Consider the following 13,505-nt stretch of genomic DNA (forward strand, 5'->3'; position numbering starts at 1 on the left):
GGTGGATGTTAATGGATTTTGGTTTAAAAAATAAAGCAGTGATTGTCACTGCTTCCAGTAAAGGATTAGGAAAGGCAACGGCGCTCGAGCTTGCAAAAGAAGGCGCTCACGTGCTTATTTCAAGCCGAAATGAAGAAGAGCTTCAATCTACTGCAAAAGAGATCATTGAACTGAGCGGGAATGAACAAGTCTATTTCGCAACATGTGACATGACAAAACCGGAAGACATTCAAGCACTCGTTGAAACAGCAGTGAATAAACTTGGAGGTGTCGACATTCTCGTCAACAACACAGGAGGTCCACCTGCAGGGGGCTTCCAGCAATTTGGTGATGAAGACTGGCAGTATGCCTTCGAGCTCAACCTGCTCAGCTATATCCGTACAATCAGAGCGGTTCTCCCCCATATGAAAAGCAGGAATGGAGGGCGGATCGTCAATATCGCTTCTTCCTCCACGAAGCAGGCAATCGATGGTTTGATTTTATCCAACACCTTCAGAACAGGAATCGTCGGATTATCGAAGAGCTTATCAAGGGAACTGGCCAAGGATCACATTCTCATCAACACGGTAGGTCCTGGCAGGATTGCAACAGAACGAGTCGCTCAATTGGATCAAATAAATGCAGACAAACAACATGTTCCGGTTGAAGAATTTAAGAAGAAAAGTGAAAAAGCGATTCCGCTGGGAAGGTACGGCGAGCCTGAAGAATTTGCCCGGGCCGTCACCTTCCTGGTTTCAGACGCCAACACTTATTTAACCGGTCAATCCCTCGTCGTTGATGGCGGATTGGTTACTGCACTATAATAAAGCAAAGCCCCAATGGCTCGTACCATTGGGGCTTTACTCAATCTGTTTATACCGTTACTTTTCCTCCGTTAGGCTCGCAGCCCGTCCGAATGATCATCTCAACGGTTTCATCCGACATATCCAAATGTGAAATCTCCGTACCCTCGATCAACGCCTGAGTATTGCGATCATCAAACGTCAGTGCACCTGCCAGATACACCTTGAACACCTCAATCAAACCATTCAACCTTACCTCGTCATCATCCAGTACATACTCCCCGGTGTTTTCAACCACAGACAGGTTTTCAAATTGAAGGGCCTCTTTTAACATTTTCAAAAGCTCGATGTTTTCCGGTGGGTTCGGATTGGTAATATGATAGATTTTGTCGGCTTGTGCTTTCTCCGGAGCCAGGCTTAGAATATCCGCTACATAATCCACTGGTACAAGATTGGATGTACCGTTTTTCGCTGCAACCAACCTGTAGGTCCGCTCTTCTCCCCGGCGTCTTGCAGTCTTACGCTTGAACACACCAAGAGCACGCATAAACCCATACAGAGTGAACTGAGAATCCGCTTCGCCTGTTTTTGAATCACCTACAATGATAGCCGGCCGGAAAATGGACACATCCATCCGGTTTCTATAGGAATGAACAAGATGTTCCGATTTCACTTTGCTTTCCTCATATGGATTATGGAACTCTCCGTCTGCAGGGTAAAGCTCCTCCACCCCTTTGTCCAGTTTTCCGACCGTGTACGCCGTACTCACATAATAAAACTTCTTCACACCAAGCAGTGAAGCCAATTCAAGGATATGCCTGGTCCCATCGTAATTAGCAGCAAACAATTCATCACGCAGCTCCAAATCAAACTTCACCAGGGCAGCGAGATGATAAACCGCATCTATTTTTCCTGTCAACCATTCAAGGTCATCCCTGCTCAGTCCGGCATGGGGAATGGTAATGTCCCCTTGAAATATATGAATTCTCTTTTGCTCATCCGCTTCAAAGGAATCTCTTAATCTTTCAGCCTTCTCTACATTTCTCACTAAAATATAGACTTCGTTCACTTTATTTTGTAAAAGGTTCTTGATGAGCCTTCCACCAAGGAAACCTGTCGATCCCGTTAAAAATAAATTCAAATTGATCACTCCTGTTGAATTTCAACCACAAGGTCTATTTTGTCTATCATAGCACATATTGAAAGCGGAATCGTTGTGAATCAGAGAGTTGGAACATGATGTCAAAAAGAGGGACGGACCTCCAGAGGTCCGTCCCTACCTAATCCAGAAAAACCGGTGAGCATATGTCTGCTCACCGGTTCAGGATTACCAGCTATCATAAAACCTCTTCGTCACTTCTACCGTATGCGTACTTCCTCCAGCATCTTCTACATCTTCAAGAAGCATGGCGAGCACCATTGTCGGGTCATTCTGATCGTAGGATACAAATAATCCATTTTCCGTCCCGGTTGTCCCCTGTTCTGCCTTGATTTCTGCCGTACCGGTTTTACCGGCGATCGCTTTCCCTTTTACACTTGCTTTTCCCGCAATTCCTTCCGTGACAACTTTTCGGAAATCCGTTTTCAGCAAGTCCGCTTGTTCTTTCGTCAGCAGGTTTTCTTTCCAAACCTCATGCTCTTCATCCTTTAGTACCCTCGGCTTCATCATGTTCCCATCGTTGATGATGCCGCCATAGGCACTGGCTAGATGTACGATGCTCATGAGAACTTCCCCTTGACCAAAGGCTGAATCGGCCAATTGAACCTCCTTGGAGATGGTTCCGTCATTGGAGATTTGCGACTTGTAAATGGGATAGGAAGTGGGAATCTCTTCTCCAAAACCAAAGTCTTTCAAACCGGCGATAAAGGTTTCTGCCCCCATCTCCAACCCGACTCTTGCGAAATAAATATTATCCGAGAATTTCAACGCACTTTCCAAGTCCACCTTACTGTCATTGTCAAAGACACGGACGACCTTATAATTCCCCCAAGAATCATCCTTCTGCCACTTCTTACCCTTTATATCATAGATCTTATTTGGATCTAACTTTCCGGATTTCAATCCAACAGAAGCTGTGATTCCCTTCATTGTTGATCCAGGTGAATACGCAATCGGAAAACGGTTGCGTAATGGCTTTTTCGAATCGTCCGCCAATTTTTTGTATTTTTCAGAGGACATACCCAATACAAAATCATTCGGATCATAGGCGGGTGTACTGACCAATGCCAACGCTTCACCAGTTTGGGGATTCAGGGCTGCCGCTGTCCCCGCTTCATTCTTCATCTGTTCATAAATTTTCTTTTGCATTTCGGCATCGATGGTCAAGGTAATGTTTTTGCCATCTTCCACCGGTTGTTCTGCGACAGTGACTACTTCTTCAGATTCTTGTTTTTTCAAATAAATCCGCTGTCCATCTTTTCCCCGTAACTGATCTTCATATACTTCTTCGGCTCCGCTTAGACCCATCAATGACTGAGCTGTATAGCCTTTATCCTTTAGTTTCTCCAGTTTTTCAGCAGTTAGCTTTCCTATATAACCGGTCAGGTGGGCGGCAGCTTCTCCATATGGGTATTCTCTTGCAGGTACCCGCTTAGAGTACAGACCGCCTAGTTCTATAACTTCCAGAGCCAAAGGACGCTCGGTAAGGGCAATCTTTTTGATCGGTACAAAAAATTCCGGTTTCACCCAGCTTTGATCAAGTTTCCCCTGAATGGATTCCGGTGACATATCGAGCAGGGATGAAAGCTTCTTTAAGTCACTCTCGTTAAATTCTTTCGGTACAACCCCGAGTTCGAACGCTTCTCCATTCATGGCAAGGGGCTGTTGATTCCTGTCAAGTATATCACCACGCTTGGCGGTTATACTCTCAACGCCTACTTTATCTCCCTTTTCCAGTTCAGGCAGGATAAAAGAAGGTTCCCATTCTACAAACCAATTTTCATCTTCACCCTGTTTTTCTTTTGTTAAAGTGATTCCTTTATCATAGGAAACCTCACCAGCCAGCGTGTTGAATGAGATGGTCAAAGGAAATTCTGCTTTCTTTTCTTTATCCCAGTCCACTTCTTTTTCCGGTTTTTTAAAAGATACCTTTACATCTCTCACTTCTAAATCTTCATAGATGTCCTTGTATCTTGTGACGTAATCTTCCTTCTTAAATGTGTCTTTCGTTGTGGTGGTTAGATAACCGGTGAACATGTCCTCGAACTTTTCTTTGTTCCAAAGGTCCACGTATTCCTGCAAGCGATCATCAGGCTTAGGCTTTTCTTGACATCCGGCGACCAACAGAATGGCAACTAAGAGACAAAACAGCATGACTTTTCTATACATATGTACGGACAACCCCTATATTAGACTTTTCATTCTACTTCTAATTCTTTCAAAAATAACAAATTTTTTCAAATTTAATGTATCTATATGCTTGTATCTCTCGGTTATGATGATGACCTGAAAGTTAGACGAAATTTGTCGTATTTTGAATAGTGGCATATATATTAAATTTTTGCAGATAAAATGATAATGTGGCAGATATTTTTTAGAATGGCCCCGTAAAATCTGATATACGTCAGATACCCATATTTCAAAGGCAGGTAGCTTGGCACTCCACCACTAAAAACCCAATTTCCACCACCTTTTCCTAACAATCCTCAGCTTTTCTCACCCATACATAATGCAATTCTTAAAAAATTTGTTATAATAGTACATCGTAAGAGTAATAAGGAACAGAATCCTAAGATTATATCTTGCAAATATATATCGATAGGTGGAAATAAACATGAAAAATTATAGAGTACTACTGTATTACAACTATGTAGACATCAAGAATCCCGAGGAAGTCACTGCTCAGCATAAAGAATTATGCACGGAGCTTGGCCTTATGGGACGCATCCTGATTTCTTCTGAAGGAATCAACGGAACATGTTCCGGAACGATTGAACAGACAGATGCATATATGGAAGCGATGAGAAAGGATCCTCACTTCTACGACACTGTGTTCAAGATCGACGAAGCAGACGGTCATGCCTTCAAGAAATTGAAAGTGAAGCACCGTCCGGAGTTAGTGACACTTCGTCTTGAAGATGATGTGAATCCGAATGAACTTACTGGTAAATACCTTGAACCAAAGGATTTCTTTGAACAAATCCAGCAGGAAGATACGATTCTTCTTGATGCACGTAATGACTATGAATATGAATTAGGGCACTTCAGAGGAGCCGTGAAGCCGGATATCAAAAACTTCCGTGATCTTCCGAATTGGGTCCGTGATAATAAAGATAAACTGGAAGGCAAGAAAATCATCACGTACTGTACAGGTGGTATCCGCTGTGAAAAATTCTCAGGCTGGTTAGTAAAAGAAGGCTTCGAGGATGTAGCACAGCTTCATGGTGGAATTGCAACCTATGGAAAAGACCCTGAAGTAAAAGGTCAGCTATGGGACGGCCAGCTATACGTATTCGATGAGCGCATCGGTGTTCCTGTCAACCAGACAGAGCATGTCGTTGTCGGGAAAGACTTCTACACAGGTGAACCTTGTGAACGCTACGTAAACTGTGCGCACCCGCCTTGTAACCGAAAAATTCTTTGCTCTGAAGAAAATGAGCATAAATATATGAGAAGCTGCTCCGATGAGTGCCGCAAGAGCTCTGAAAACCGCTACATTAAAGAGCATGGTTTGACTGAGGAAGAAGTGGCAGAGCGTTTGGCAGTGATTGAGAACGAGAAGGAAACTGCGACGATCTAATGAATACATGAAAAAGAACCGGCTCATTACAGCCGGTTCTTTTTTGTTATTATCGTTTCTCTCTTTTCTGACTCTCCATATACTTCTTCTCTTCCTTAGTCGACAGCAACCCTGTTGCTCTTCCGATATTCCCATTCCTCATTTTCCAAACAGCATTATGGTCGCCGACTGCATCTGAAAAGTCCCCTTCTTTCCATCTCACTAAAATTTCGTTGTAGGTTTGCTCATGTTTATATTTGTTAACCTCTAATTGTGAAAGCAAATAATCGATTCGTTCATCGGTAATCTCAAAGTATGACCATTTTTCATCTGCTTTTACCTTTTGATGACTCATGGCGTGTATGTATTGCTGAATCAGGTTTTCACTCAGCGGTGTCTTTACATTTTCCCCGAATGGATTTTCTTTACCCGTTTTGGTTTGTGGTGGAGTGGTTTCCACCCCGGCGGTTGAGACGACGTCCGTTAGGTTTGTATCTTCTGTTGTGCCGGTATTGTTTAAACTGCCTACGGCGATATACACCCCGATGGCCGTTAAGAGCAGGACGCTCCCCACTATGATGGTGAATGATTTTTTTCGTAGCATGTTGAAACTCCCCCTGTATGCTAGTTTCTGTAGTACTTTCTTCTAGGTGTTAGGCTAAATGTCCTGCAAGGACTTGTAAACGAATTGAAATACTACCATATTTTTCATTGATACTAAAGAGATAGTCGCTAAGTTGGTTGTATTCTCAAATCAACTTCTATATAATTACTCAATGTTTGTAAATTGATTTCCAGTCTACATAAAGGGAGTTTTGATAGATTTGAAGAATCAGACGTGGTTGTCGGTTCAGTTCTTTGCGATTTTTTTCACTTGGGGAATTTTCATACCTTATTGGACAGCGTGGCTGGTGGAAAGTAAGGACTTTTCCATTTCGGCTGCAAGTACGGTGATTGCGGTCGGGATGATTGCGCGGTCGTTTTCGAGCTTTTTCTTATTTCCGAAATTGAGTCAGACGGTTTCGTTGGGACGATTGTCTCGATGGCTAGTATTGATTTCCGGGGCTGCTTTGCTGTTGTTCCTGCCTATGAGTTCTTTCGGGATGATATTGGGATGTATGGTGTTATTCAGCCTTGTTTATCCGATGCTGCTTCCGATGGTGGAGAGCATGGCGGCTGTGATGATGAAGGAAGATGGCATCGATTATGGACGGAGCCGTTCGTGGGGATCGATCGGGTATACGGTTGCACTGCTTGCGGTTGGATTCTTGACGTCACTCTTTACCGAGGGCGCAGTGATTTATCTGCTGTTCGGTGGAATTGTGGTCATACTGCTGTCATCCCTGGCTAAATTGCCTCGGTCCATGAGTGGGACCCGCGGTCAGGAGAAACTTTCGTATCGAGGATTGTTGAAGTCCCGTAAGTTTGTCTGGGCAATGGTAATCGTCGTACTGATTCAGGGAGCCCATGCTTCTTACTATAATTATGGTGTCCTTTATTTAAAGGAATTAGATGTTAGCGCCGTTTATATAGGTGTTATTTTAAATATTGCCGTGCTGTCTGAAATCCTGTTCTTTGCGTTTTCAGACCGGCTGTTGAAGGGCAAGAGCATTTCCGTCATGTTCATGATCGCAGCAGGGGCCGCTGTGACGCGTTGGACGTTGCTGTTCCTATACCCTAGCGTCCCTGTATTTGTCTTTACCCAACTTTTTCACTCTTTAACCTTCGGATTGACACATTTTGCATTTATGCGGTTAATTTATGAAGAATTGGAGAGCAAGGATATCCCGGCTGCCCAGGGAGTGTATACATCACTGGGTATGGGATTGAGTACCGCGATCCTGACGTTCATCGGTGGATTCCTGTATGATATCTCGCCTGGTTCCGCGTTCCTCGGAATGGCTATTGTGGTGGTTCCTTGTGTGTTGCTTGGTGGATGGATGTATTGGAAGTATGACCGTGTGGCGGATGGTGTTTTTTCATATAAATAGAGTTATTTTTTGGACCGTTCAGGATGTTGATTCTGGGCGGTTTTTTTATGTGAAGATTTTGGTGTAGACTGCCCCTTTCTTAGTTCCTGATTGGTGATGATGGGTTTATGAGAAGGAAGTAATCTATAATGAGAGTTATTAATCTTATGTTGAATTAATTGATCCTCCCTGTCGAATTTCCTCGGAAATAACACAAAAAAAGCGCCCTGCTTAGGCAGGACGCTCCATAACATTAGTTAAATCTCTTATATCCGACAAACTTAGGATTCCAATACGTGTTGCTCAACTTCGAAATCGTCACACCACTGTCTGAGGCGTGGATGAATTCTCCGTTTCCAAGGTAGATTCCCATGTGGCTGATGCCGGCTTTGTATGTATTTTCGAAGAATACGAGATCCCCTGCTTTCGGGCTTGAGACGAAGGAAGATTTGCTATAGTAGCCTTCTGTGTTGGTACGTGAAATTGATTGTCCCGCCTGGTTGAATACGTAGTAGATGAATCCGCTGCAGTCGAAGCCGGATGGTGATGTTCCGCCCCATGCGTATGGAGTTCCTACGTATTTCTTCGCAATGTCGACGACGTTTGAAGTAGGAGCAGGAGTTTGCGTTCCGCCATCAGACGTTCCTTTAATAGAAAGCTTTTGACCGACATAGATGTTATCAGAAGTTAATCCGTTCCATGATTTAATGGAAGAAACGCTTACATCATAGCGGATTGCGATATGTGATAGAGTGTCACCGGATTGGACCGTGTATGTACTGGATCCCGTTGGAGCTGTAGGCGTCGTGCTTGTACTTCCTGAAGAAACGATCAGCGTTTGACCAGGATAGATGACATCGCTCTTCAAGTTGTTCCATGCTCTAAGTTCAGCCAGATACACATCGAATTTGACACCGATTTTTGACAGGTAATCACCTGATTGGACGGTATAGGTTTTAGCAGACGTGCTTGTTGGCGCTGATACTTCAAGGACTTGGTTTACGTAGATCATGTCGGAGCTCAGGTTATTCCAGTTTTTCAGGTTTGAAACGGATGTATCATATTTATAAGCAATCACCGAAAGGGAATCCCCTGATTGTACGCGGTAAGATGCCGCTTCCGATGAATTGACAGCAACGGACGAAAGTAATGCAGCAGTAGTAAAGGCAATAATGGTTTTCTTCAAAAAAATGTCTCCTTTATCGATAATGTCGAATTTTGTTGCTTGTCCATTATGGAGGAAGAAGACTGATATTTTAATAGGCTAAAATTCTTATATGAAGAAAAATAAGGAAGAAACCCCAGTGTAATAAGGTTTAGTAAATTATGGACTATTTTCCGTTATTGGTAAATCAACTGGCTATTACATATGTTTAAATAGATAGGTGAAAGTCCTTAAATCGAAAATGAACCAGCTCATCCCCTACCTTACGCGCTTTAGAAATTTTTGGTTACGCTTCCATTCGTTAAATGACCACTTTATAGGTCTTTACTCTCTATTCTTTCCACTATTATTCACCCTTTCACCTTTCCTATGGACCAGTCAATCCCAGGTGGTCCCTCCCTATTACCCACTCCCCGATTTCATCAAGAAAATTCTGAATGACAAGACGATTTTAATAGATTAAAATAAGTAGAATTTATCTTTCTATAAACAAGGGGCGGGTTGGATTGGCGGAGAAAATTAGGCTGTCAAACTTTGAATCTCTCAGGGTACTGTCGATGGTCATGATCGTCTTATTGCATTTCGGTACCTATGGATTTTCAAAATATATCGCGATATCAGAGTTAAGCACGGTGAATCAATATCTATTCCATTTCATAAAGGTGCTTTGTATCGTCGGGGTCAATGTGTATGTCTTGATCAGCGGGTATTTTTTATGTAAGTCACAATTCAAAATGAGCAAAGCGTTAAGGGTCGTGCGGGAAACGTTCATTTTTTCAGTTCTTATTTTTGCCGGATTGACGGTTTTACAGTTAACGGATGGGTCCTATACGAGCTTCATCAGGTCGGTATTCCCGGTGTATCTATCCACCTACTGGTTCATCACCGTGTATATCGTATTATTCATGCTTTCACCTTATTTAAATATCTTGATCAATCAGTTATCAAAGAAAGATTACGGGAGATTTCTCTTCCTATTATTTATCATCAATTGTGTATGGCAGTTCTTCCATCCCCTGGGGAGCTTCGGGGTGAACGGCGGCTATAGCATCGTGCATTTCATTTTCCTTTATTTGGTGGCGGGCTACTTAAGACACCATGGACAGTTTCTGTCTGGTTTCAGCAAACACTATTATTTAAGCGTTTACATATTATTGGGAGCCGTTACGGCCCTGGTCATACTGCGAGGGTGGGAATTACCATTTAAGCTGTTGTCGTATAACTCCCCTGTCATCGTGATAATGTCACTTGCGCTGTTCCTGTTCTTCTCGAGGCTAACGTTTGTATCAAAGCCGATCAACCTCATATCCGGATATGTGTTGGGGGTTTATTTGATCCATGAGCATCCGTTGATAAGGCAACGATTATGGAATAATGTGATGGAGTGGATGAGCACCGGGAATGAATCTTTATTGATTGTTCAATACCTGCTGTATGCGGTCGTGGTATTCGGAATTTGCCTGGGAATTTCGTATGTGGTTTATTCGATGATCAATTATAAGACACTCTTGAAGAAAAAGGATCCGGTTAAAAAGGTGAAGATGGCCGGTTGATGGCATCCATATTGAAAGAGAGCACGCCGGCTGGCAATCAGCTGGCGTTTTTTTATTGGAATTTCATACGAATTGTCTGAAAGTGGTTTACACTTAGTAAAAACAGGTAAATTTACATATAAGTGTAAACTATTTAGGAGGGGTACTTTGGAAATCTTGATGTATTTGTTTAATATTCTAATCGCTGTTTATTTGTTTGTGGATGCCAAAAAGCATGGGAAAAATCCATGGTTATGGGGGATTCTTGGACTGCTGTTCAGTTTCATCACATTAGGGATCTACTGGATCATAACGGGCAAGAAGCTTTTGGGATGGTTGATCCTCATCGCCTATGTCATCTGGATCATACTAGGGATTATCGGGGTAGTGGCATTCGGTTTGTTCGAAGCTCTGAGTTAAATTTGATGATGTAAATATATCTGCTTTGTATGGCAGATGTCTTTTTTACAACCCGAAAGGAGGCTCCATATGTGGGAAGGACATACGGAGAAGGTCGATAAAGGTTTTGAACTGATTTATTTCAGACTAACTTATAGAAGGAAAATGATTCGGACCCTTTGGATGACCCTGCTTTTCCCTGTTTTGTATTTTCTACTAAGATTTATGGGCCTGGACCTTTTTTATACGTGGATCTTTATGGCGGCCTTCTTGCTTGGTCATGTTGCACAGATCGCTTATAACTATTATATGTGGAATAAGTATGAGAAATAGTGAAATAGATACTTAATTCTTACTGAAAACTCCTGCCTTTGTGGAATTTAATACAATGAGGGAGTTGACGTTAAAGGATATATGGTGGATTGCAGGGAAAGAGTCATTATTGGCTCTTTTTTTGGTCTTCACTTCACTTCATCCTGTGTAATTCGATATTTTCAAATTTCCCGTTCCAACGCACCTTTACAATTACGACCTCTCCCTTATTGGTTCTGTCTCTATTTTTCGATCCACCCTGAATAAAAAAACGTTTTGTTTTTAGTGGCTGATCAAATGTTGATGTAACACTAGCCTGATCGACGGTTGATTGAAAAGAGTAGGACAATAATCCGGTTGTTGCCAACTCTTCGATCGGTCCTTTATACGTTACGATGAGTTCATCCTCAACTTCGTTGAAAGGAGCAGTTTCACCGGTCCCTCGCTCTTTGTACTCTGCTTCCCAATACTCACTCTCACCAGTAAAAGTATATTCGTAATTGGTTGTTTCACTTGATGTGCACCCGGAAAGAAAGATGCAAAATAAAACGCCACTCAACCATTTCTTCAATGCTCCATACTCCTCTTCTTCCATTAGTACTTACATACATCTATTCAATTTTAAGTATCGCAAACCAATAGAGTTATTTCAATTCCCTCCTCAAAATCACATAAATGAAAACGGCTACACTTTTCCATTGACAACTTGTATATACATGAATACAATAAAACTATATCTTGTATATACAACAAGACCCCTATTGAATGAAAGCGTTTCGTATTATCGCAAGTTTTTTACGAAAGCATAGTGAGAAGCGTTTTTCACATACTATTTAGGGGAATTCCATTAATAGAAATGAAAGCGGGTTCAAGACAACTTTCGACATTATTCGAGAGTTGCCATGCACCATCACTAAGGGAGGGAATTTCATGAGCGTGAAACGTGAAGACGTTCTGGAAATCATTGAAGCGATTGGCGGCAAGGATAATATCCGCACGGCCACTCATTGTGTGACTCGTCTTCGGCTGGTACTGAATGATGAGAAGAAAGTGGATAAAGAAAGATTAGAGGCAATTGATCTTGTGAAGGGTTCATTCTCTTCCAACGGTCAGTTCCAGGTTGTCATAGGACAAGGTCTTGTAAATAAAGCGTATCAAATTTTAGCAGAGGAAACGGGGATCGAGCATGCATCCAAGCAGGATGTGAAAGATGCCGCTACTCAAAACTTGAATCCATTACAGCGTGCGATCAAGGTACTGGCGGATATCTTCATCCCGATCCTGCCTGCGATCGTAACGGCCGGTTTGTTGATGGGTCTGAATAATATTTTGACCGGGCCGGGGATTTTCTATGATGAGAAATCGGTCATCGATGTTCATAAGCAATGGGCAGATTTCGCATCGATCATCAACTTGATTGCCAACACGGCCTTTGTATTCTTGCCCGGATTGATCGGTTGGTCAGCGGTCAAGCGTTTTGGCGGAAGTCCATTACTCGGTATTGTTCTAGGTCTTATGCTTGTTCATCCGGACTTACTAAACGCTTGGTCTTATGCAAGTGCAGAAAAGATTCCTACGTGGAACCTTTTCGGATTTGAAGTCGACAAGATCGGGTATCAAGGACAAGTCCTGCCGATTCTATTCGCTTCCTATCTATTAGCGAAAATTGAAATGTTCCTGGATAAGAGAGTTCATGATTCCATCAAGCTATTGGTAGTAGCGCCAGTTGCACTCTTGATTACTGGATTTGCTTCATTCATCTTGATCGGACCGGTTACATTCTTCATCGGTAACTTATTAACAGACGGTGTGGTTTGGGTATTCGACTCTGCTTCCTGGTTAGGTGGATTGCTGTATGGTGGTCTGTATGCGGTTATGGTAATCACAGGTATGCACCATACCTTCCTTGCAGTCGACTTACAGCTCGTCGGAAGCCAAGGAGGAACATTCCTATGGCCGATCCTTGCACTATCGAATATCGCACAAGGCTCAGCTGCCCTTGCGATGATGTTTGTAGCGAAGAAAGAAAACGAGAAGCTTCGTGGTCTGGCAGGTACATCTGCCATCTCGGCTTATTTAGGAATTACGGAACCGGCGATGTTCGGGGTTAACCTGCGCTACCGCTACCCATTCATCAGTGCCTTGATCGGTTCTGCCATCGGTGGTGTACTGTTAGCGATGACAGGTACAAAAGCATTCTCCATCGGTGTCGGTGGATTACCTGGATTCCTATCGATCATTCCTGAATACTGGCTATCATTCTTCATCGGAATGGCCATCTGTATCGTCGTACCATTCGTCCTGACAATGGTATGGTCAAAATTCAGCAAAAACGAAGCAGCCTAATAAATAGAAAAAGAAAACAGTTGTAACAACTTGTATATACAAGTTAAACTAAGGGGGACAAATCAATTCTAACCACTCACCTGCTTCTCAGGTTACGTGTGATGGATGATTGTCTCCCTTTTTTTAGGGACGGACCTCCTGAAATCCTGTAGTGGTACGGGTTGGTCGTTCCCGAGGGTCAGATATCAGAAGAATATGTGTTGGAGGTCCGTCCCTCTTGGCGGATCTTAAAATAGCAAAATCGCAGAAGAGTCATGTTTGACGGCCATGATTCTGTATGA

General features: G+C 42.7%; 12 protein-coding genes. 7 read left to right on the forward strand and 5 right to left on the reverse strand.

Annotated elements, in window-relative coordinates; all coding sequences use genetic code 11:
• The first annotated feature begins 11 nt into the window (after positions 1-11).
• Positions 12-803, forward strand: a complete 792-nt coding sequence (locus TV75_RS08955) for an SDR family oxidoreductase (protein WP_044338379.1) — start codon at positions 12-14, stop codon at positions 801-803.
• 49 nt (positions 804-852) lie between these two features.
• On the opposite strand, the gene TV75_RS08960 is transcribed toward TV75_RS08955, so the two are convergent.
• Both TV75_RS08960 and TV75_RS08965 read right to left on the reverse strand, forming a co-directional pair.
• The gene (locus TV75_RS08960) at positions 853-1,923 is read right to left on the reverse strand and encodes an SDR family oxidoreductase (RefSeq protein ID WP_044338380.1); all 1,071 of its coding nucleotides are present in this window, start codon (positions 1,921-1,923) and stop codon (positions 853-855) included.
• A gap of 186 nt (positions 1,924-2,109) precedes the next feature.
• Positions 2,110-4,110 (reverse strand): penicillin-binding transpeptidase domain-containing protein, encoded by a 2,001-nt coding sequence (locus TV75_RS08965; protein WP_044338381.1) that lies wholly within the window; start codon positions 4,108-4,110, stop codon positions 2,110-2,112.
• 445 nt (positions 4,111-4,555) lie between these two features.
• Between TV75_RS08965 and trhO the strand changes: the two genes are divergently transcribed.
• Positions 4,556-5,521: an oxygen-dependent tRNA uridine(34) hydroxylase TrhO gene (trhO, locus tag TV75_RS08970; RefSeq protein WP_044338382.1), complete on the forward strand. Its 966-nt coding sequence runs from the start codon at positions 4,556-4,558 to the stop codon at positions 5,519-5,521.
• Between the two features lie 49 nt (positions 5,522-5,570).
• Here the strand turns inward: trhO and TV75_RS08975 are convergent, their stop codons facing one another.
• Positions 5,571-6,104 (reverse strand): DUF6241 domain-containing protein, encoded by a 534-nt coding sequence (locus TV75_RS08975; RefSeq protein ID WP_052504476.1) that lies wholly within the window; start codon positions 6,102-6,104, stop codon positions 5,571-5,573.
• 220 nt (positions 6,105-6,324) lie between these two features.
• Between TV75_RS08975 and TV75_RS08980 the strand changes: the two genes are divergently transcribed.
• Positions 6,325-7,491, forward strand: coding sequence for a 3-phenylpropionate MFS transporter (locus tag TV75_RS08980; protein WP_044338383.1), 1,167 nt, complete (start codon positions 6,325-6,327; stop codon positions 7,489-7,491).
• Positions 7,492-7,723: 232 nt separating this feature from the next.
• Here TV75_RS08980 and TV75_RS08990 read toward each other — a convergent pair whose 3' ends face one another.
• A complete protein-coding gene (locus tag TV75_RS08990) occupies positions 7,724-8,656 on the reverse strand; it encodes a C40 family peptidase (protein WP_044338385.1) in 933 nt (310 codons plus the stop codon).
• A gap of 485 nt (positions 8,657-9,141) precedes the next feature.
• Between TV75_RS08990 and TV75_RS08995 the strand changes: the two genes are divergently transcribed.
• From TV75_RS08995 to TV75_RS09005, 3 genes are all read left to right on the forward strand, one after another.
• Positions 9,142-10,188 carry an acyltransferase gene (locus TV75_RS08995; protein ID WP_156142359.1) on the forward strand — a complete coding sequence of 349 codons (1,047 nt, stop codon included), beginning with the start codon at positions 9,142-9,144 and terminating at the stop codon, positions 10,186-10,188.
• Between the two features lie 147 nt (positions 10,189-10,335).
• On the forward strand, positions 10,336-10,587 hold the full coding sequence (locus tag TV75_RS09000; protein ID WP_437176706.1) for a hypothetical protein: 252 nt from the start codon (positions 10,336-10,338) through the stop codon (positions 10,585-10,587).
• 69 nt (positions 10,588-10,656) lie between these two features.
• Positions 10,657-10,899 carry a hypothetical protein gene (locus TV75_RS09005; protein ID WP_052504477.1) on the forward strand — a complete coding sequence of 81 codons (243 nt, stop codon included), beginning with the start codon at positions 10,657-10,659 and terminating at the stop codon, positions 10,897-10,899.
• Between the two features lie 133 nt (positions 10,900-11,032).
• Here TV75_RS09005 and TV75_RS09010 read toward each other — a convergent pair whose 3' ends face one another.
• Positions 11,033-11,449: a hypothetical protein gene (locus TV75_RS09010; RefSeq protein ID WP_044338388.1), complete on the reverse strand. Its 417-nt coding sequence runs from the start codon at positions 11,447-11,449 to the stop codon at positions 11,033-11,035.
• Between the two features lie 359 nt (positions 11,450-11,808).
• Here TV75_RS09010 and treP point away from each other — a divergent pair, with 359 nt between their 5' ends.
• Positions 11,809-13,224 (forward strand): PTS system trehalose-specific EIIBC component, encoded by a 1,416-nt coding sequence (treP, locus tag TV75_RS09015; protein ID WP_044338389.1) that lies wholly within the window; start codon positions 11,809-11,811, stop codon positions 13,222-13,224.
• Positions 13,225-13,505: the final 281 nt, after the last annotated feature.

The sequence above is a fragment of the Rossellomorea aquimaris genome (genome assembly GCF_000935355.1).
Taxonomy (GTDB): Bacteria; Bacillota; Bacilli; order Bacillales; family Bacillaceae_B; genus Rossellomorea; species Rossellomorea aquimaris_B.